This window comes from Nonomuraea ferruginea, from assembly GCF_039540635.1.
Classification (GTDB): domain Bacteria; phylum Actinomycetota; class Actinomycetes; order Streptosporangiales; family Streptosporangiaceae; genus Nonomuraea; species Nonomuraea ferruginea.
Window position 1 is genome coordinate 79,287 of record NZ_BAABFD010000019.1, and the last position, 19,638, is coordinate 98,924.

The 19,638-nt window shown below is 72.2% G+C and carries 15 protein-coding genes; 9 read left to right on the forward strand and 6 right to left on the reverse strand.

From position 1 onward, the window contains the following. Window positions 1–5: 5 nt before the first annotated feature. From ABD999_RS31900 to ABD999_RS31910, 3 genes are all read right to left on the reverse strand, one after another. On the reverse strand, window positions 6–1,469 hold the full coding sequence (locus ABD999_RS31900) for a glutamate-cysteine ligase family protein (protein ID WP_271276626.1): 1,464 nt from the start codon (window positions 1,467–1,469) through the stop codon (window positions 6–8). Between the two features lie 156 nt (window positions 1,470–1,625). Further along, window positions 1,626–2,258 (reverse strand): response regulator, encoded by a 633-nt coding sequence (locus ABD999_RS31905; RefSeq protein ID WP_148036884.1) that lies wholly within the window; start codon window positions 2,256–2,258, stop codon window positions 1,626–1,628. Next, window positions 2,255–3,463 (reverse strand): ATP-binding protein, encoded by a 1,209-nt coding sequence (locus ABD999_RS31910; protein WP_148036883.1) that lies wholly within the window; start codon window positions 3,461–3,463, stop codon window positions 2,255–2,257. The genes ABD999_RS31905 and ABD999_RS31910 overlap by 4 nt, the downstream gene beginning before the upstream one ends. Window positions 3,464–3,575: 112 nt before the next feature. Between ABD999_RS31910 and ABD999_RS31915 the strand changes: the two genes are divergently transcribed. The 8 genes from ABD999_RS31915 (at window position 3,576) to ABD999_RS31950 (ending at window position 14,422) form a co-directional block, all read left to right on the forward strand. Beyond that, window positions 3,576–5,753 (forward strand): PspC domain-containing protein, encoded by a 2,178-nt coding sequence (locus tag ABD999_RS31915; protein ID WP_271276627.1) that lies wholly within the window; start codon window positions 3,576–3,578, stop codon window positions 5,751–5,753. After that, complete coding sequence (locus ABD999_RS31920; protein ID WP_148036881.1) at window positions 5,743–5,946, forward strand: hypothetical protein; 204 nt, start codon at window positions 5,743–5,745, stop codon at window positions 5,944–5,946. The genes ABD999_RS31915 and ABD999_RS31920 overlap by 11 nt, the downstream gene beginning before the upstream one ends. A 75-nt stretch (window positions 5,947–6,021) precedes the next feature. Next, entirely contained in the window at window positions 6,022–6,504 is a 483-nt protein-coding gene (locus ABD999_RS31925; protein WP_148036880.1) for a (2Fe-2S)-binding protein, read from the forward strand. Beyond that, the gene (locus ABD999_RS31930; RefSeq protein ID WP_271276628.1) at window positions 6,501–8,828 is read left to right on the forward strand and encodes a xanthine dehydrogenase family protein molybdopterin-binding subunit; all 2,328 of its coding nucleotides are present in this window, start codon (window positions 6,501–6,503) and stop codon (window positions 8,826–8,828) included. Before ABD999_RS31925 ends, ABD999_RS31930 begins: the two co-directional genes overlap by 4 nt. Then, window positions 8,825–9,679, forward strand: a complete 855-nt coding sequence (locus tag ABD999_RS31935) for an FAD binding domain-containing protein (protein ID WP_271276629.1) — start codon at window positions 8,825–8,827, stop codon at window positions 9,677–9,679. The genes ABD999_RS31930 and ABD999_RS31935 overlap by 4 nt, the downstream gene beginning before the upstream one ends. 73 nt (window positions 9,680–9,752) lie before the next feature. Then, the gene (locus ABD999_RS31940; protein WP_271274739.1) at window positions 9,753–10,448 is read left to right on the forward strand and encodes an SRPBCC family protein; all 696 of its coding nucleotides are present in this window, start codon (window positions 9,753–9,755) and stop codon (window positions 10,446–10,448) included. A gap of 87 nt (window positions 10,449–10,535) precedes the next feature. Next, on the forward strand, window positions 10,536–13,361 hold the full coding sequence (locus ABD999_RS31945; RefSeq protein WP_271274738.1) for a bifunctional glycosyltransferase/CDP-glycerol:glycerophosphate glycerophosphotransferase: 2,826 nt from the start codon (window positions 10,536–10,538) through the stop codon (window positions 13,359–13,361). Continuing rightward, a complete protein-coding gene (locus ABD999_RS31950; RefSeq protein WP_271274737.1) occupies window positions 13,358–14,422 on the forward strand; it encodes a glycosyltransferase in 1,065 nt (354 codons plus the stop codon). The genes ABD999_RS31945 and ABD999_RS31950 overlap by 4 nt, the downstream gene beginning before the upstream one ends. 80 nt (window positions 14,423–14,502) lie before the next feature. Here ABD999_RS31950 and ABD999_RS31955 read toward each other — a convergent pair whose 3' ends face one another. The 3 genes from ABD999_RS31955 to ABD999_RS31965 form a co-directional block, all read right to left on the reverse strand. Then, a complete protein-coding gene (locus tag ABD999_RS31955) occupies window positions 14,503–15,549 on the reverse strand; it encodes a sulfotransferase family protein (RefSeq protein WP_219545158.1) in 1,047 nt (348 codons plus the stop codon). A 21-nt stretch (window positions 15,550–15,570) separates the two neighbouring features. After that, a complete protein-coding gene (locus ABD999_RS31960) occupies window positions 15,571–16,377 on the reverse strand; it encodes a CDP-alcohol phosphatidyltransferase family protein (protein WP_271274736.1) in 807 nt (268 codons plus the stop codon). Between the two features lie 98 nt (window positions 16,378–16,475). Beyond that, window positions 16,476–18,122, reverse strand: coding sequence for a hypothetical protein (locus ABD999_RS31965; protein WP_271274735.1), 1,647 nt, complete (start codon window positions 18,120–18,122; stop codon window positions 16,476–16,478). 254 nt (window positions 18,123–18,376) lie between these two features. Between ABD999_RS31965 and ABD999_RS31970 the strand changes: the two genes are divergently transcribed. After that, the gene (locus tag ABD999_RS31970) at window positions 18,377–19,558 is read left to right on the forward strand and encodes an acyl-CoA reductase (RefSeq protein ID WP_271274734.1); all 1,182 of its coding nucleotides are present in this window, start codon (window positions 18,377–18,379) and stop codon (window positions 19,556–19,558) included. The last annotated feature ends 80 nt before the right edge of the window (window positions 19,559–19,638 follow it).

The window sequence follows — 19,638 nt, forward strand, 5'->3', positions numbered from 1 at the left end:
ATGCCTCAGACTGCCCAGGTATGTACGGGTTCATTCGCGTGCATACGGTCGAGGTACTCCAGCGTCATCGCCCGCAGCGCCTCGTGGCGGTCCCCGCCGATCGCCCGTACCTTCTCGACCTGCCAGGTGGCGCCCGTGCGGCCCGTCAGGCAGCGGCCCTCGATGACGCCCAGCAGGCGGGCGGAGACGTCGTGGTCCACACCCCACAGGTCCAGTCCCTCGTACGCCATGGGCAGCAGGCGGCGCAGGATCAGCTCGTCCGCAGGCACCTCGCCGAGCCCCGGCCAGTACAGCCGGGCCTCCAGGCCGTGGCGGGCGGCGTTGTAGAGGTTCTCCTCGGCGGCGGCGAACGACATCTGGCTCCAGACCGGCCGCTCCGCGTGCGGCAGCACGCTCATCAGGCCGTAGTAGAAGGCGGCGTTGGCCGCGATGTCGAGCACGGACGGGCCGGCCGGGAGCACCCGGTTCTCCACGCGCAGGTGCGGGCGGCCGTCCACCACCGCGTACACGGGACGGTTCCACCGGTAGACGGTGCCGTTGTGCAGGGTCAGCTCGTGCAGCTGCGGGACGCGGCCCTGTTCCAGCTCGGCCCTCGGGTCCTCGTCATCGCAGATGGGCAGCAGGGCCGGGTAGTAGCGGACGTTCTCCTCGAACAGGTCGAAGACGCTGGTGATCCAGCGCTCGCCGAACCACACCCGGGGCCGCACGCCCTGTGCCTTCAGCTCGTCCGGACGGGTGTCGGTGGCCTGCTCGAAGAGCGCGATCCTGGTCTCGCGGTGCAGCTCCTTGCCGAACAGGTACGGGGAGTTCGCGGCGACGGCGACCTGGGGGCCGGCGATGGCCTGGGCGGCGTTCCAGTGCGCCGCGAAGGCCGGCGGGCTGACCTGCAGGTGCAGCTGGACACTGGTGCAGGCGGCCTCGGGGGTGATGCTGTCGGCGCGCGTGTCCAGCAGTTCGACGCCCTCGATCCGCAGGTGCAGGTCCTCGCCCCTGGCCGCGAAGATCTGCTCGTTCAGCAGCTTGTAGCGGGGGTTGGCGGAGAGCGTGCCCTCGCCGATGTCCCGCTCGCGCAGCGTGGGCAGGATGCCGACCAGCATCAGACGGGCACCCTGCGACCGGGCGCGCTCCTCGGCGTGGTTGAGCCGGGCGCGCACGTCGTCCTCCAGCCGCCTGGCCCCGCCGTCGCCGAGCTCCTGCGGCTCGATGTTGATCTCGACGTTGAACTGCCCCAGCTCGGTGGCCCAGTCAGGCCGCGCGATGGCGGCGAGCACCTCGGCGTTGCGCATGCACGCCTCGCCGGCGCCGTCCACGATGTTGAGCTCGATCTCCAGACCGGCGAGCGACCGGTCAACCTCGAACTTCGACTCCCGGAGCAGCTGCGCGAAGACGTCGAGGCAACGGTGGACCTTCTCGCGGTACTTCCGTCGGTCGTCCCGGCTGAACACGACGATCGGCACATCCCTGCCCATACCTGGAATGTCGCACGCCGTCCCTTGTTAGACCACCCCACCACGCCCAGCCTTCGTCCTGGGCTGAGGCAAGGCGCCTACGCTCCGACTTCCCGGTGCCGCCAGCCTCGCCCACGCCCAGCCGGAGTCGTTCATGGACGACTTTCTCCCCGACGGTCAGACGAGGCGGCGGGCGGTGGCCCAGCGGGAGAGCTCGTGGCGGTTGGAGAGCTGGAGCTTGCGCAGCACCGACGAGACGTGGGTCTCCACCGTCTTGACCGAGATGAACAGCTCCTTGGCGATCTCCTTGTACGCGTAACCGCGGGCGATCAGCCGCAGCACCTCGCGCTCGCGCTGCGTCAGCGAGTCGAGCTCGGGGTCAATCGGAGGCGCCTCGGAGGAGGCGAAGGCGTCGAGGACGAAGCCGGCCAGACGCGGCGAGAAGACCGCGTCGCCGTCGGCGACCCGGCTGATGGCGTCGGTCAGCTCCTTGCCGCTGATGTTCTTGGTGACGTAGCCGCGGGCGCCGCCGCGGATGACGCCGATCACGTCCTCGGCCGCGTCCGACACCGACAGGGCGAGGAAGCGCACCTGCGAGCCGGCGCCGAGCACGCGGCGCAGCACCTCCTGGCCGCCGCCGCCGGGCATGTGGACGTCGAGCAGGACGACGTCCGGCTGCAGCTCGGCGATGGCCTTGACCGCCGAGTCGACGTCCTCCGCCTCGCCCACGACCTCGATCGAGTCGCCCAGCTCGGCCCGCACGCCGGAGCGGAAGAGCCGGTGGTCGTCCACGATCAGCACCCGCGTCATTGCTTTTCCACCTTCATCGTCAGCATCACTTCAGTGCCCTCGCCAGGCTCGGTACGCACCCTGGCGGCGCCGCCGTGACGTTCCATCCTTCCGATGATGGACTCCCTGATCCCCATCCTGTCGACCGGCACCGCGTCGAGGTCGAACCCCTTGCCCCGATCCTTCACGAAAATCGTGACCTCTTCACCCTCTACTTCCGCGTACACGGAAATGGACGGACTCTCAGAGTATTTCGCGGCGTTGACCATCGACTGCCGGGCCGCCTTGAGCATGGCCCCGAGCCTGCCGCCGGAGTCGAGGTCGATGTCGCCGACGCAGACCACCTCGATCGGCACGCCGTGCGCGTCCTCCTCCTCGGCCGCGATGCGCCGTACGGCGGCGGCGAGGGTGGCGTCGGCGTCCTGGGCCGGCTGGTAGAGCCAGTTGCGCAGCTCGCGCTCCTGGGAGCGGGCCAGGCGGGTGACCTCGCGCGAGTCGTGCGCGACGCGCTGGATGAGCGTCAACGTGTGCAGAACGGAGTCGTGCACCATCGCGGCGACCTCGGCGCGCTCCTCCTGACGGATGCGCTCGCGCCGTTCGAGCTGCAGCTCCTTCCACAGGCCGGCCAGCCACGGGGCGGCGATGACCGCCAGCCCGCCGACCACGACCGTGGTGAACAGCAGCCCCTGGCCCGCCTCCTGGAGCTGGCCCTCGACCACCAGGAAGCCGATCCCGCCCGCCACCACGAGCATCACGCCGAGGAGCGTGCGCACCCGGTTCTTCCTGATGCTCTTGGTCGCGCCGCTCACCCAGTTCTTGCGGCGGTCGGGATCGGCCTGCTGCCACAGGATCAGCCCGCCGATGCCGCCCACCGCGAACGGCAGCATGCCGATGCCGCCCCGCGAGGCTCCCGTCAGGAACCCGAACGCGAGCAGCGCCACCCCGATCGCCGTGAACGCGGCGAGCTGGCTCCAGTCGCGGGCGGGCGGCTCTCCCCTGTACGGCTCGCGCGGCGTGATCATCCACAGCACGGCGTACGCCACACCGCCGACCCCGCCGACCACGCTGAGCAGCACGAACACCAGCCTGATCACGACGGGGTCGAGTTTGAGCTGCGCGGCCAGGCCCTGCGCGACGCCGCCGACGAGCCGGCCCTCCATGGGGCGCATCATGCGGCGGTACGGCCCGCTGGTCTCGGGCTCGGCGAGTGTCTTCTGGTCTGTCATAACACCGCCATCGTCACATGTCGCAGCGTTGGGGGCATCAGGGAACAACCCCCGGGTCGGGTCAGGGGTCTCCCCGATGCGTGCCCCCTCGGGGGTGGGTCACGATGGTTCCATGACAGAAGCACCGCCCAGGGAACCGGCCGCGCCCCCGAGCGTGCTGCGCCGCAGCAGCGAGGGACGATTCCTCATGGGGGTGTGCGCCGGGCTCGGCAGGCACACCGGCATCGACCCCGTGGTGTTCCGCGTGGGGTTCGTGATCCTGCTGTTCGGGTCCGGTATCGGGCTGTTTCTGTACATCGCGGCTTTTCTGCTGATGAAGGAGCCCAGTGGGCGGCCGGGGCTCATCGAGCAGTGGACCCACCGCGACTTCGACGCCGACACGGTGATGGCGTTGCTGACGGCGGTGCTGGCGCTCGGGCTGGGCATCAACCTGTCGACCGTGTGGCTGGACACCGGGACGCTGGTGGCGGGGCTGTTCCTGGCCGTCGCGCTGCTGGCGGCGCACGCGCACGGGGTCGACCTGCTGGGGCTGGTGCGCTCGATGCCCGAACGCCTCAACCGGCGGCCCCGGGCGATGGACCTGGACGGGTACCAGGAGACCCCCCGCGTGCCTCCGTACGCGCAGGCGACTCCTCCGATGGGTCACCGGCCCCCGGGGTCCCGCGCCGGAGGCCCCCCGGACCAGCCCCGCCGTACGGACGAGAACGGTACGCGGGAAGAGACCTCCCACCCGGCGGCTGACGCGGCGCCCGAGCCCGGCAAGGGCCCTCGTGCCGTGCCGCTCACCGGCGCCGGACCCGCCGCGGTCCACGCCAGCGTCTCGCCGAAGACGTCCGCAGACGCCGACCGGACGGAACGGAGCCAGGACGAGGCGACCGCCACCTCCCCCGGCACGGCGGCAACGCCCGACGGCCGGCCCGAAACGGTACGGGACCAGGCGGCACCGCCCACGAGCATCTCACCCGACGCAACAGAGTCGCCCGCGCAGGACGGCCGACCCGAAGCGGGGCGGGACCAGGCGGCGTCACCCACGAGCATTTCACCCGACGCGGCGGGGTGGCCCGAAACGGGGCGGGACGAGGCGACCGCGCCGCCCGCCGCAGCCGCACACGCCGCTGCTTACGCCGACGCGGGGACGGACCCGGCCGCCGAGGGCGACCGGGCGCAGGAGGGCCGGGGCGATGAGACGGTGGCGCGGCCCGCCGTTGATCTGCCGCGGCAGGGTGCGCCGGGACAGGAGCCGGCGGGGGCCGGCTTCCGGGCGGAGGCCGGTACAGGCGAGAGGACCGATCAGCCCGGTACGAGGATCGGCGACCAGGCCGGGACCGGGACCGACGAAGGCACCGGGATCGGGTCCAGGTCCGGGACCGAGGAAGGGGCCGGGATCGGGTCCGGGGCCGGTTCCAGGGCCGAATCCGCGACCGGCGAAGGGGCCGAGGGGGATCGGGTTCGGTCGTATGGGGTGCAGGAGGAGTCGGTGTTCGCGGCGGGTGAGACGCGGGAGATGCCCGCGTACCGGCCGCTCGCCGGTCACCGGGAGACCCGGTACGGCTCGTACGGGGAGCCGTTCGCGCCGCACGGGCCGTACCAGCCGCTGGATCCGGCCAAGCGCGGCGGAGGTTACTCGCCGTACGACCCCGCGTTGTACGGGGTGCCGCTGCCGAAGCGGCAGAAACGGCCGAAGTCGTTCATCGGCGCCATCACCATCCTGCTGGCAACCATCATTGGAGGGATCCTCGTGGCCGTGCAGGCGGCATCGCCTTCGGGCGTGCAGCCCACGATCGTCGGCGGCGCGGTGCTCGTCACCATCGGGGCCGGGCTGCTGATCGCCGCCTGGTGGGGCAAGGGCGCCGGGCTGGTGGCCGCGGGCACCACGGTGGCGCTGCTGATCGGCATCGGGCTGATGTTCGGCGGGCTCCCGGCGAAGGTGGGGTCGGCCGTGTGGCAGCCCCTCACCGTGGAGGAGACGCGCCAGGTGTTCGACGTGGGCGTGGGAGACGGCGAGCTGGACCTGTCGAAGCTCGCGCTGAAGCCGGGGTCGACGGTCGAGGTGCGGGCCGCGGTCTCGGTGGGGACGCTGGACGTGGTGGTGCCGCCCGACGCGCGGGTGGAGGTGCACGCGACCAACAAGGTCGGCGACATCCAGGTCGACCAGTCGCTCCGCGGCGGCCTGGAGGTCCGGCTGGACAGGGTGATGGAGCCGGAGGTCGCGCCCGAGGGCGAGCCGGCCACGATCGTGCTGCACATCCGGGGCGGCGTCGGAGACCTGGAGGTGCGGCGTGCCGCGTGACGTCGACCGGCCGCGGCGCCTGCACAGGACCGACTGGATGGCGCTGCTGAGCGGGACCCTGTTCGTCGTGCTGGGCATCCTGATCATGACGCGGTCGATCACGGATCCGCTGGTCCTGTTGCCTGTGCTGGTGACGGGCCTGGGCTTCGCGGGGCTGGTGGCGATCCTGGCGAGGGTTATTCGTGGTAAGTAACCCTTGACTACCGAGACAAACACGGGCATACGTTGGCCTTGTCCGCCTTTCCCCTGCTCCTGTGAGGGAGGACGTATGCCCCGGATATCCGTCAAAGTGGACGGAATCGCCTACGAGGAGGACGTCGAACCGCGACTTCTTCTCGTTCACCTACTAAGAGAACGGCTGGGCAAGACCGGCACCCCCGCCGGCTGCGACACCAGCAACTGCGGCGCCTGCACCGTGATGCTCGACGGCAAGACCGTCAAGAGCTGCTCGGTGCTCGCGGTGCAGGCCGACGGCTCCGACATCGTCACCATCGAGGGCCTGGCCGCGAACGGGTCGCTGCACCCGATGCAGCGGGCCTTCCACGAGGAACACGCGCTGCAGTGCGGATTCTGCACGCCAGGCATGGTCATGGCCGCGATCGACCTGGTGAGAGACACTCCGGACCCGTCGGAGGAGGCCATCAGGGAAGGGCTCGAAGGCAACCTCTGCCGGTGCACCGGCTACTGCAACATCGTCAGAGCGGTGAAACGGGGCGCCCAGGAGATGGGTCAGGCGGTGAAGTCGTCATGACCGAGGTGGGCAAGGCGAGAAGGCGCAAGGAGGACGCCCGGCTGCTGACCGGGCGCACGCGGTGGACGGACAACCTGCAGCAGCCGGGGATGCTGCACGTGGCCTTCCTGCGCAGCCCGATGGCGCACGCGCGGATCACCGGGGTGGACGTGTCGGCGGCGCGCGAGCTGCCCGGCGTGGTCGCGGTGTTCGCCGGCCAGGACGTCGCCGGCGAGCAGGGCAGCCTGCCGTGCGCGTGGCCGGTGTCGGACGACATCGTCATCCCCGAGCACCCGCCGATGGCGGTGACGGAGGTGCGGTACACGGGCGAGATCGTGGCCTGCGTGGTCGCCACCGACCGGTTCAAGGCGGCCGACGCCCTGGAGGCGATCGAGGTCGACTACGAGCCGCTGCCGCCGGTGATCGACCTGGAGACGGCGCTCTCGCCGGACAGCCCGAAGGTGCACGAGACGGGCAACCAGGCGTTCTCCGTCAAGATCACCTCGGGTGACCTCGACGCGGCCTTCAGGGACGCCCCGGTGGTCATCGACCGGACGTACGTGCAGCAGCGCCTGATCGGCGCGGCCATGGAGCCCAGGGCGGTGCTGGTCTCCACCGACGGCGACACGTTCACGATGTGGACGTCCACGCAGATCCCGCACGTGCTGCGGGTGATGCTGGCCATGGTCACCGGCGTCCCCGAGCACCGGCTCCGCGTGATCGCGCCGGACGTCGGCGGCGGGTTCGGCACCAAGCTGCAGGTCACCGCCGAAGAGGTGCTCTGCCTGCTGCTCTGCCGGAAGCTGGGCAAGCCCGTCAAGTGGGCCGAGTCGCGCACCGAGGGCAACCTGGCCGTCCACCAGGGGCGCGGCCAGCTCCAGCACATCAGGCTCGCGGCCGACGCCGACGGCCGCATCCGCGGGCTCCAGGTCGACCTGCTCGCCGACATGGGCGCGTACCTGATGCTGGTCACCCCGGGCGTCCCGATGCTCGGCGCGACCATGTTCAACGGCATCTACAAGATGGACGCGTACGAGTTCGCCTGCAAGGGCGTGTTCACCACCAAGATGCCGACGGACGCCTACCGGGGCGCGGGCCGTCCCGAGGCCACGTTCGCGATCGAGCGGATCATGGACGAGCTCGCGGCGGAGCTGCGGCTCGACCCGATCGAGGTGCGGCGGCGCAACTGGATCAAGCACGAGGAGTTCCCGTACACCACGATCGCTGGCCTGACTTACGACTCCGGGAACTACGAGGCGGCGACCGACAAGGCGCTGCAGTTGTTCGGCTACGACAAGCTGCGCGCCGAACAGGCCGACCGGCGTGACCGTGGCGACCCGGTGCAGCTGGGCATCGGCGTCAGCACGTTCACCGAGATGTGCGGGCTGGCGCCGTCGCGGATGCTGGGCGAGGCGAACTACGGCGCGGGCGGCTGGGAGCACGCGTCGGTGCGGATGCTGCCGACCGGCAAGGTGGAGGTCGTCACCGGCACGTCGCCGCACGGGCAGGGCCACGTGACGTCGTGGAGCCAGATCGCGGCCGACGCGCTCGGCGTCCCGTTCGAGGACGTCACGGTGGTGCACGGCGACACCGCGATCTCGCACAAGGGCATGGACACCTACGGTTCGCGCTCGCTGGTCGTCGGCGGGGTGGCGGTGCTGCAGGCGTGCGAGAAGGTGCGCGAGAAGGCACGCAAGCTGGCCGCGCACCTCCTGGAGTGCTCGCCGGACGACCTCGACTTCGCCGACGGCGCGTTCAAGGTGAAGGGCACCGACTCCCAGACGACGATCCAGGAGCTGGCGCTGGCCGCGTTCGCCGCGCACAACCTGCCCGAGGGGGCGGAGGCCCGGCTGGACTCGGACGCCACGTTCGACCCGGTCAACTACTCCTTCCCGCACGGCACCCACCTGACGGCGGTGGAGGTGGACACGGAGACCGGACACGTCAAGATCCGCTCGTACGTGGCGGTCGACGACGTGGGGAAGGTGGTCAACCCGCTGATCGTCGAGGGCCAGGTGCACGGCGGCATCGCGCAGGGCATCGGGCAGGCCCTCTACGAGGAGGCCGTCTACGACGCGGAGGGCAACCTGCTCACCGCCACGCTGGCCGACTACCTGCTGCCGTCGGCGGCGGACCTGCCGGACTTCGTGACCGACAGGACCGAGACGCCGGCCACCAGCAACCCGCTGGGCGCCAAGGGCGTCGGCGAGGCGGGCACCATCGCCTCGACGCCCGCGGTGGTCAACGCCATCGTGGACGCGCTCCGGCCGCACGGCGTGCGGGACGTGCAGATGCCGTGCACGCCCGAGCGGGTGTGGCGCGCGCTGGAAGGAGGGCGGGCATGATCCCGGCATCGTTCGACTACGTGCGCCCCGGCTCGCTGGCGGAGGCCTGCCAGGAGCTGGCGGCGGACGAGGACGCCAAGGTGATCGCGGGCGGGCAGTCGCTGCTGCCGCTGCTGCGGCTGCGGCTGGCGTACCCGACGAAGCTGGTCGACGTGGCACGGCTGCCGGAGCTGGCCGGCGTGCACGACCGCGGCGACCACGTGTTCATCGGCGCGATGACCACGCACGACGAGGTGATGCGCTCCGGCGTGGTGGCCGCGGGCGCCCCGCTGCTCGCGCTGGCCACCGCCATGGTGGCGGACCCGGCGGTGCGGCACCGGGGCACGTTCGGCGGGTCGCTGGCGCACGCCGACCCGGCGGGCGACCTGCCCGCGGTGGTGCTGGCGCTGGAGGGCGTGCTGGTGGCCCGTTCGGCGCAGGGCGAGCGGGAGATCCCGGCGGCCGACTTCTTCGTCGACTATCTGGAGTCGTCGCTGCGGCAGGGCGAGGTCCTGGTGGGCGTGAAGATCCCGAAACTGAGCGACGGCTGGGGCTTCCACTACGAGAAGTTCCACCGCACCGCTCAGGCGTGGGCGATCGTCGGCGTGGCGGCGGCCGTCAGGCGCTCCAACGGCTCGATCCAGGAGGCCAGGATCGGGCTGACCAACATGGGGACGACACCGGTGCGGGCACGGGCGGCCGAGACCGCGCTGGAGGGTCTGGAGCTGGGTGACGGGCTCCGGCAGGCGTGTGAGGAGGCGGCGGCGGACACCTCGCCGCCCGCCGATCTGCACGCGCAGCCGGACTACCGGCGGCATCTGGCCAGGGTGCTGACGCACCGGGCGGTCCGCACCGCGGCCGGAGCGCCCTGATCAGGCGGGGGCGCCCCTCTTCCGGGGCGCCCCCGCGGCACGTAGTCTCGCAGCAGCGGGAAGGAGCGAATCGATGGCGATGCGGTTCGAGCACGAGTTCACGGTCCCGGTCCCCATCGAGCAGGCCTGGGCGGTCCTGCTGGATGTCGAGCGAGTGGCCCCGTGCCTGCCGGGGGCGGCTCTCGACAGCGTCGAGGGTCAGCAGTTCACGGGCAGGATGAAGGTCAAGGTCGGACCGATCACCGTCACCTATCGGGGTTCGGCCGCGTTCGAGGACGTCGACAAGGACTCCCACACGCTCACCATCCAGGCCTCGGGCAAGGAGGCGCGTGGCTCCGGGACCGCCGCCGCGACGGTCAAGGCGCGGCTGACGCCGGTCGACGGCGCCACGTCCGTGACGGTCGAGACGTCGTTCAACGTGACCGGGCGGCCCGCCCAGTTCGGCCGCGGGGTGATGGCCGAGGTCGGGGCGAAGCTCATCGACCGGTTCGCGGCGAACCTCGCCGACCTGTTCGCCGAGCCCGCGCAGGAGCCGCAGCAGGAGGCCGCCGCCGAGGAACCGGCGGAGCGCCACCTGGCCGCCGTGCCGGCGCCCGGCGAGGACGCCCACCCGGCGGGCACCATGCGCACGTCACGCACGCCCGACGAGGAGGCGCTCGACCTGCTCGACATCGCGGGCGCTCCGCTGCTCAAGCGGCTGGCGCCGGTGCTGGGCGGAGTCGCCGCGCTACTTGTCATTGTTTGGGTGATTCGTCGCCTTATTCGATGATTTTGGGCAAAAAACACTGCCATTCGGTCGTACCTCCTGAAGTGCCGGGAATGCCTACTCCCACGTCGTGACGCACGGGGGGTAGGCATGGCGGATTGCACGGTTGTCGTGATCACCTACAACGACGCCCCCCGGCTGCCCAGAGCGGTCCGCTCGGTGCTCGGCCAGACACTGCGCGACCTCGAAGTGATCATCTCCGACGACGCCAGCACCGACGACACTCCCGAGGTCGCGGCCGGGCTGGCGGCGTCCGACCCGCGCGTCCGCTACCTGCGCAGAGAGCGCAACAGCGGCGGCTGCGGCGCCCCGCGCAACGACGGCCTGGACGCCGCCGCGGCCCCGTACGTGATGTTCCTCGACAGCGACGACGAGCTGCCCCGGCACGCCTGCAAGAGCCTGCTGGCCGAGATCGAGCGGACCGGGGCCGACTTCGTGTCCGGCCAGATCTCCCGGCTGTACGAATGGAACGGGCGACTGCGCCCGTACTACCCGACGCTGTTCGCCCGGCGGCGCGTGGTCGAGGGCATCCGGGAGGACCCGGAGCTGTTCCTGGACTCGTTCAGCACCAACAAGCTGTACGACGTGCGCTTCCTGCGGGAGAGCGGGGTGCGCTTCCCCGAGGACATCCACTACGAGGACCACGTCTTCGCCACCGAGCTGTACGCGCACGCGCGTCGGTTCGCGATCGTGCCGTGGGTGGTCTACCACTGGCACCGGGCCCGCGGCGCCTCGTCCATCTCGCTGTCGATCGAGGAGATGGACAACGTCCGCCACCGCGTGACCGCCGCCAGGCTGAGCGACGAGGCGCTGCGCCGGCACGGGGCCGCCGATCTGGTGCCCGAGCGGCAGCACCGCTTCCTCCGGCAGGACCTGTGCGTCTACCTCAACCCGCTGCCCTCCAGGGACCTGGTGTGGGTCAAGGAGTTCGCCGCCGTCGTCCGCCCGTACCTGGAGGGGATACCGGCCGAGGTGTACGAGCGGGTGGACCCGCTGGTCAAGGTATGCTGCCGGCTCATCATGGACGACCGGGCCGAGGACCTGCGCGTCGCCGCCGGATGCCTGACCGGGCCGCGGGCCGTGCCGCGCGCCGCCGTGCAGCTCGGCGGGCGCACCTACTGGGGCACCACGGTCTCACCCGGCCTGGACATCACCCCGCTGCGCCTGGCCGAGCTGCCGTTCTCGGCGTCGCGGCTGCGGCACGAGGTCACCGAGATCGCCGGCGACGGCCGCCGGGTACGGATGACCGTGCGCACGTACGATCCCTTCGGCGTGCTGCCGGTGGCCTGGGAGGCGTTCCTGAAGCTCGGCGGGCGGCGGGTCCCGCTCCGGCCGCACCCGTCCGGCGACGGCGGCTACGTCACCGAGGTGACCTTCACCCCGGACGGCTCCTGCGAGCCGCGCATCGGCTTCACCCGGCTCGCCGACGGCCTCACCACCACCGACCGGCTCATCGTGGACCCGAAGATGACGCCGATCGAGCTGCCTGGAGCCACGGTCGGCTGCGACGGCCACGCCGCCTACCTGCGCGTGCGACGCTCCGCCCGGCGGCGGGCGCTGCCCGGACGGGTCAAGCGGGCGCTCATCAGGAGGATCAGCACCCCGGCGATGAAGCTGCGCGCGTACAAGCTGATGATCAAGGTGCTGCGGCCGCGCCGCGACCTCGCGCTGTTCGAGTCGGACGTCGGCAAGGGTTGCACCGGCAGCCCCAGGGCCCTGTACGAGGAGCTGCGCCGGCGCGGCCTGCCCGTCGAGGTGGTCTGGTCGGTGGCCAAGGGCCGCGGCGAGGCGCCGACCGGCGCGCGCGGGGTCCGGCGCGGCGGCTGGAAGTACGTCTGGACGCTGGCCAGGGCCGGCTACTGGGTGGACAGCCACGGCTTCCCGCTGGACTACCCCAAACCGCGCGGCACCCGCTACCTGCAGACCTGGCACGGGCAGGGCATCAAGTCCATCGGCTTCGACGCGCCCGACCTGCGCGGCGACTTCGACGGGCCGCGCGCGCGGTGGCGGGCCGCGGTCGCCCGCTGGGACGCGCTGATCTCGCCCAGCGCCGAGTTCTCCCGCCGTTTCATCCCGTCCAACGGCTACACCGGCCCGGTCTACCGGCACGGCACGCCGCGCTGCGACGCGCTGGTCAGGGGCGAGTTCGCCGGTGACCCGCGCACGCGGCTGGAGCTGCCCGCCGGCAAGAAGGTCCTGCTGTACGCGCCCACGTACCGCGACCGGGCCAAGAGCAGCGGCCGCTCGGTCCGGGCGGACCTGGAGCTCATGGCGGAGGAGCTGGCCGGCGAGTGGGTGGTCATCCTGCGCACCCACCCGGTCGAGCGGTACCGGCCGCCCGAGCACCTGCTCCACTTCGTGCGGCCGGCCGCGACGTACCCGGAGATCAACGACCTGATGCTGGTCTCGGACGCGCTGCTCACGGACTACTCGTCCGTGATGTGCGACTACGCGATCACCGGCAAGCCGATGCTCTTCCTCATCGACGACTGGGACGAGTACCGGCTCACGGAACGGGGCGTCTACCACGACCTGCCGTCCATCGCGCCGGGACCGTGCGTGACCACCACGGAGGAGCTCGTCGACCGGCTCCGCGACCTGCCCGCCGGTCACGCCGCCCACGCCGCGCGGTACGCGGCCTTCCGCGAGCTGTGGTGCGCCGACGAGCACGGCGACGCCGCCGCCAGAATCGTCACAGACTTCTTCGCCGCGGGCCCTTCCAAGGACGCGAGCCCGTCCGGGAGCGCGAGCCCGTCCGGGAGCGCGAGCCCGTCCGGGAACGCGGGCCTGTCCGGGAACGTCCGGCCCGTCGCTTCCTCCGGGTACGCGAGTTCATCCGGAAACCTCGGCACCCCCGCGGACGCGGCGAACGCCGGGCCCGCGCCGGACGCGGATTCCGCGGGGAACGCGGCATGAACGTCGTCTTCGCGTGTCTGGACGCCGACACGCTCGGCGGCATCCAGCAGGTCACGCACACCCTCGCCCAGGGCCTGGCGCGGCGCGGGCACGAGCTGCACGTCATCGGCCTGCACCGGGCCGCGTCGCCCTTCCCCTACGTCGAGCACCCGCGCTACCACCGGCACCTGGTCAGCAGCGCGCCGGTGGGGCAGGAGGGCGGGATCGCGCGCCGGCGGTCCCGCCGCAGGCTGCGGGAGCTGCTGGGGACGATGCGCCCCGGCTACGCGGTGCTCACCTCGCCGGGAGTGGTCACCAGGACGGCCGGGCTGATGCCGGAGCACCTGCGGGCGATCGGCCAGTATCACGGCTCGTACGAGCATGCGAGCGGCTGCTGGCACCTGGGCTCGATCAAGAAGCACTACCCGGAGCTGGAGCAGGCGGCGTTCCTCAGCGAGGACGACGCGTGGCGCTTCTCGGAGCAGGCCCTGCTGCCCAACGCCTGGACGCTGCCGAACCCGCTGGCGCACTGGCCCCGCCGGGTGTCGGAGCTCTCGGCGCCGCGCGTGCTGGGGGTGGGACGGTTGGAAGGGGTCAAGCGGTTCGACCGGCTGATCACCGCCTTCGCCCGGTCGGGCGCGCCGCCGCCGTGGGAGCTGCACCTGATCGGCGACGGCGCGGAGCTGGACCGGTTGCGCGCGCACGCCGCCCAGGAGGGGGTGACGGACCGGGTGGTGTTCCGCGGGCGGGTGCCCGCCGGCGAGATGCCGGCCGAGTACCGCGCCGCCTCGCTCCTGGCGATGAGCAGCGAGCACGAGGGGCTGCCGATCGTGCTGCTGGAGTCCGCCGCGCACGGGGTGCCGGCGGTGGCGTTCGACGTGTCGGGCGGGGTTCGTTCGGCGCGACCGGTGCTCGTGCCGCCCGGTGACGTGGACGCGCTGGCGGAGCGGCTGGGCTCGCTCACCGGATCGGACCGCGAGCGGCGCCGGCTGGGCGCCGCCGCCCGCGAGCGCGCCGAGGCCTTCCGCCTCGACCGCGTGCTGGACCGCTGGGAGTCCCTGTTCGCGCACCTGGAGCGCTGAACCACACAGGGCCCGCCGGCGGTGACCGGCGGGCCCTTCGTGCTGACGGCGCCGCGCCCCCGCGCCGGCGCCGTCGGTGATCAGTTGTGCTCGGCCAGCTCGGGCGACTCGTTGCGCTGCTGCGGGACGCCCGCCAGCACCCGCTGGCCGCTGGTGAGCAGGGCCGCCACGGGGCTGGGCTCGCGCATCCTGTTGATGCGGTCGCGGAAGCCCTTGCGCAGCCGGCTGGTACGCCGCCTGGCCATCGTCTTGTTGCAGGCCGCCACGTGCTCCTTGGCCGCGCTGGGCGCGCCGGACAGCTCGTAGCCGTTGGCTTCGAGGCGCTCGCCGAACACGTGCTCGCACAGCGAGATCTCCCAGGAGTCCAGCCGCTTGGCCCAGCTCCCCACCCTGCTGCGGGTGACCTCGCCGTGCGTGTTGCTGTGCCAGACCTTGTGCACCGGCACGGCCATGCTGGCCGCCTCGCGCGGCGAGACCATGGCGGGCGAGAAGTCCTCGTCCAGGAACACGCAGAGCTTCTTGAGCTCGGTCTCCGGATCGTCGGTGAGGTCCTCGTACCGCAGCTCGAAGTAGGTGTCCTCGGGCAGCGTCCGGCGCAGCCGCTCCCCCGCGTCCATGGCCTCGGCCCAGGTGGCGATCGCGTGAAAGGAGTCGGCCGTGTACCAGGGCATCTCCTTGAGCGAGGCGACGCAGTCGCGCCCGTCCCTGATCAGGTGGATGAACTGGGCGTCGGGGAAGAGCCTGAGCAGCAGGTCGGTGTGCTTGACGTAGCTGGGCCGCTTGTCGCCCCAGCGGGGCTTGTCGAAGCGGTCGGCGTACATGCGGAAGGCGGTCCCGATGACGGAGCCGAGCGAGCCCGGCCCTTCCACGGCCTCGCGGACGAAGTCGGCCTTGGCGATCTTCAGCTCGCGGAACTTGGTGCTGCGGTCGCCGGCGATCCACTCGGCCAGCGGGCGGCGGCGGGCGGCGTCCCGCAGGTCGCCGAAGACCCGGCGGCGGTAGTAGGCGGGAAGGACGAACTTCGTCTCCGGCGCCACCGCCAGCCGAGGGTGGGAGTGGAGCATGAGCTGGAGCATCGTGGTCCCGGAGCGCGGGCACCCGATGACGAACACCGGCCTGTCAGACATTTCGTACTAACCCCCGAAAACTTAGACGAGAACGTGCTCTCGGCTCTCCTGAGCGGCTCCATGCCTGCGGGCGAAGAGCCACATCCGGTAAACCAGGAAGACCTCGTTGGCGAGAAGCAGGAAACTGGCCGCCGCCGCCACCGGGATCAGCGCCACCACCCCGATCAGGGGCGCGATCACGAACACGGCCGCGTGGAACTCGATCCCGCTGATCAGGTGCGATCGCACCCGGTGGCGGGCCAGGAACACGTTGAGCCGCTGCAGGAAGCCCGTCGGCACGGGCGCCTCGGCGTCCTCCTCACGCGGCGCCGGCACCAGGTCCGGCGGGGCCTCCTCGGCGTTCCGCTCCCCCCTGATGGCGGCGTGGACCCGCTTCATCTGCGGCGCGTTGACGTACCTGAACAGGTCGAGCACGGCCACGGCGGCGCCGAGCAGGATGTACGCGACCTCCCCCGTGCGCTCGTACTGCCCGTAGGCGAGCCCTGCGGCGCACAGCACCACCCGCACCCGGTCGCCGACGTAGTCGAGCCAGAGCCCGAAGGGCGTCCCCGTGCCCTTCAACCTGGCGATCTTGCCGTCGACACAGTCGATCATGAAGCTCAGGTAGAAGAGCAGCGCGCCGGCCGCCAGCTCGCCCGCCGCCAGGCACACGGCTGACGCCGCGCCGAGGACCAGCGAGAACACCGTGAGGTTGTTGGGCGTGATCTGGGTACGGTTGGCGACCACGAGCGCGACCCGGCAGGCGATCGGGTCCACGAAGTACACCGTCCACCAGGAGTCTCTCCGCTTGCGTGTCTCGTGGACGTCATCGAGCGAATAGGTCCTCATGGACCAACAGCATGACGACCTGCCGTGTTTGAATCTTTACTCTCTGCTACTACTAGAGGATGTCCATGCCTGTTCTTGACCATCTGCCGCCGCAGACGTCATCCGTACAACAGGCGCATGACCCGGCGAGCGGCCCGGCGGGGGCCGGAGAGCCCGCGTGTCAGCCGGTAACCGAGCGTCCTGCGGTAGGCGGAGGCGTTGTGGCGGCTGCGCCGCAGGCGCGAACGCGCCCTCGCCAGCGCGCGCTCGCGGTGCTTGAGCCGGCTCTCCAGCCGGGAGACCCTGGCCAGCGCGACGGCGAGCTGCTCGGCGAGCCGGTCCCTGGCGCGCAGCAGGTCGCGGTACGTCGGCGCCGGATCGTCCGGCCCGGCGGGCGGGCCCAGCTCGGCGTCGAGCCTGCGGGCCAGCTCCAGCTCGGCGCGGTCGCACGGCCTGCCCGCCATGCCGCACAGCGTGAGCGTGAGCTGGTCGCTCTCCAGCGGCCACGGCCACGGATGGTGGTGCCCGGCGGCCAGCAACCGCACCGCGAACCGCCACAGCATCCGGCAGAGCACCACGGCCGGCGGCGGCCCGGCGCCCCCGGGCGGCGGGACGGGGCCGGGGGCGACCGGATGGAAGGACTCCCCGTCCCAGACCAGCGCGTCGGCCGTGGCGGTGACGTCGCCGCCGTCCTCCACCCACTGGGCGAGCGCGGTGAGCAGCACGCGGACGGCCCGGACGTCCTCGCGGGCGCAGGCCTCCACGAGCATCTCCTCCACGACCCGGCCCGCCGGCACCGGCCGCGCCTCGCCGCCGGGCAGCCGCAGGGCGATCATCGGACCCGTGCCGTCGCGTACCAGCTCGTGCACGGACGCCCCCTCCTCGACCAGGCCGAGCGGCAGGTCCGCGGACGACGGCTCCCCCCGGGTGGCCACGGCCAGCCAGAGCGGGGCCAGCTCGTCCCCCAGCCGGTGGCGGAACACCAGCCGGGTCAGCCGCAGCGGGTCGGCCGCCGGCATCCGCTCCGCCTCGCTCCCGCTCAGCGGGAAGGTGAGCGCCTCCGGCAGCTCCATGCCGAGCAGCTCGCGGGCGAGCACGGCCCGGGGCGCCCGGCCGTCGGGGTAGGCCGCGTAGCAGCGTTCGGCGCGGAGCCCCGCCGACGCCAGCGCGGCGTCGAGGGTGACCGGCCCGCTCGGGTAGGTGGGGTCGCAGCCGTGCGGCTCCCACTGGCCGTCGCGGTCCGGCGGGCGCGCGTCGAGGAGCCGGTCCACCCCGAGGTCGTTGCGCACCCCGAGCACCAGCCGCCCGCCCGGGGCGGCGAGCCCGGCCAGCGCGGCCAGCGACCGTCGCCACGGCACGGCCGGCGCCTCGGCCGAGTGCGTGCGGGCCAGCCCGTCCAGCGCCAGCACCAGGTCGTACGGCTCGTCGGGGTCGAGCAGATCCAGGCGTCCGCAGTGGACGTCGATGCCCGGATGCCGCTCGCCCAGCGCGCACGCGTCGGGGAACGAACGCAGCACCGCCGCCACCGATACGGCCCGCCCGGCCACCCGGTCGACCAGCTCCATCGGGTGCGGGCCGACCAGCAGGACCCGCGCGGCGGCGGGCAGCAACCGGTCCACGAGTTCCAGCGCGGCGGCCCGCCAGCAGGTGACCTCACCCGTGTCCGACCACAGCAGCATCGCGCCGCCGATCAGCCGGACGTTGCCCGGCGCCTCGCCCGGGCCCGCTCTCAGCTCGACGCCTTCGGCGCCGTCGATCACGCGCATCGGACCCGCTTCCGGCCGGGAACGCGGGAGTGACCGTACCAGTGGTTGGAATCGTGCATGGTGTCCCTCCGTGCGGTTGGCGCGCCCCGTCGAACCTTCGCAGTCGCCGATCAGCGCCACGCGTCCTTATACGCTTCCCTTACTCGCCCAGGGGTCGCGGTTTCAGTTGACGCCCGGCTCAACTACACTTCGTTGCGTTCTCAACACGGAGAGTGCATGCACGTGGTGGGTGTCAGCGGCCGGGCGGTGACGTGATGCTCGACGTCAGGTTCCCCGCCGGTCCGCCCGTCACCGTCGACCACCTGCTCGACGAGGTCATGGCCGGGAGCCGCCTGTCCGTGGGCGACGACCGGATCCTCGACTTCCTGGTCGCGTTCGGCCGGCTGCTGCTCCGCCCGGCGCTCGCGCGCCGCCATCCCGAGCTCGGCATGCTCGGCTCCTTCCTGCGTCCCGGCGAGCTGCTGCGCACGATCGACGCGCTGCGCGGTGATCACGTACGGATGCCGCGCGGCCTGGCGTTCCACGTCCCGCCCGCCGACGTCGACACCGTGTTCGTCTACTCGTGGGCGCTGTCGGCGCTGACCGGCAACCGCAACGTCGTGCGGCTGTCCCCGCGCGCGGGTCCCATGGCCGCCACGATCGTCGACGCGCTGCAGGAGGCGCTCGACGACGCCGACCCGGCGGTGGCCGCCACCCAGCGGATCATCTGCTACGACCGCTCCCCCACCATCACGGCCGCCCTCTCCTCGGCCTGCGACCTGCGCGTCATCTGGGGCGGCGACCGCGCGGCGCACGAGATCCGCCGGCATCCGCTGGCCCCGCACGCGCGGGAGCTGACGTTCCCCGACCGGTCGTCGTTCGCGGTGGTGCGGGCCTCGGCGTGGCTGGGCGCGCCGCGCGCCGCGCGGGCGGCGGTGGCGGAGGGGTTCGTGAACGACTCCTACTGGTTCGACCAGGCGGCCTGCTCCTCGCCGCGCACGGCGTTCTGGGTCGGGTCGCGCGCCGACTGCGACGCGGCCCGCGCCGCCTTCGCCGCCTGCCTGGCGCTCGCGGTCGAGCGGCGCGGGTGGGCGGTCGACGCGGCCATGGCGGTGCAGCGGCGGGTGGCCGCCTACGAACGGGCGGCCGACCTCCACGACGACGCCCTCGCGCTCGCCACCGCGATCACCGCGCCCCGGCGCTGGCTCGGCGCCGGCACGTTCGCGCACGCCAGGCTCGGCTCCCTGGCCGAGCTGATCCCCCTGGTGGGACGGCGCGACCAGACGATGACCCACTTCGGCTTCTCCCGCGAGGAGCTGATGGAGCTGGCCCACGCCCTGGCGGGGCGGGGCGTCGACCGCATGGTGCCGTTCGGCGACGCGCTCAGCTTCCACCGGGTGTGGGACGGCATGGACGTCGCGAGCGAGTTCACCCGTCTGGTGACGGTGTTCGCCTGACACGGGTCGATAACGAAAAACGGTCCAAGAGTCCGCGACCTGCGTCTTCTCCCGAGCATGATCGAACACGTGGAGGCACG

Coding starts and splice junctions, on each gene's coding strand:
- ABD999_RS31935 (WP_271276629.1), top strand. CDS start 8,825: ATGATCCCGGCATCGTTCGACTACGTGCGCCCCGGCTCGCTGGCGGAG.
- ABD999_RS31925 (WP_148036880.1), top strand. CDS start 6,022: ATGCCCCGGATATCCGTCAAAGTGGACGGAATCGCCTACGAGGAGGAC.
- ABD999_RS31910 (WP_148036883.1), bottom strand. CDS start 3,463: ATGACAGACCAGAAGACACTCGCCGAGCCCGAGACCAGCGGGCCGTAC.
- ABD999_RS31950 (WP_271274737.1), top strand. CDS start 13,358: ATGAACGTCGTCTTCGCGTGTCTGGACGCCGACACGCTCGGCGGCATC.
- ABD999_RS31960 (WP_271274736.1), bottom strand. CDS start 16,377: ATGAGGACCTATTCGCTCGATGACGTCCACGAGACACGCAAGCGGAGA.
- ABD999_RS31970 (WP_271274734.1), top strand. CDS start 18,377: ATGCTCGACGTCAGGTTCCCCGCCGGTCCGCCCGTCACCGTCGACCAC.
- ABD999_RS31940 (WP_271274739.1), top strand. CDS start 9,753: ATGGCGATGCGGTTCGAGCACGAGTTCACGGTCCCGGTCCCCATCGAG.
- ABD999_RS31945 (WP_271274738.1), top strand. CDS start 10,536: ATGGCGGATTGCACGGTTGTCGTGATCACCTACAACGACGCCCCCCGG.
- ABD999_RS31955 (WP_219545158.1), bottom strand. CDS start 15,549: ATGTCTGACAGGCCGGTGTTCGTCATCGGGTGCCCGCGCTCCGGGACC.
- ABD999_RS31930 (WP_271276628.1), top strand. CDS start 6,501: ATGACCGAGGTGGGCAAGGCGAGAAGGCGCAAGGAGGACGCCCGGCTG.
- ABD999_RS31905 (WP_148036884.1), bottom strand. CDS start 2,258: ATGACGCGGGTGCTGATCGTGGACGACCACCGGCTCTTCCGCTCCGGC.
- ABD999_RS31900 (WP_271276626.1), bottom strand. CDS start 1,469: ATGGGCAGGGATGTGCCGATCGTCGTGTTCAGCCGGGACGACCGACGG.
- ABD999_RS31965 (WP_271274735.1), bottom strand. CDS start 18,122: ATGCGCGTGATCGACGGCGCCGAAGGCGTCGAGCTGAGAGCGGGCCCG.
- ABD999_RS31915 (WP_271276627.1), top strand. CDS start 3,576: ATGACAGAAGCACCGCCCAGGGAACCGGCCGCGCCCCCGAGCGTGCTG.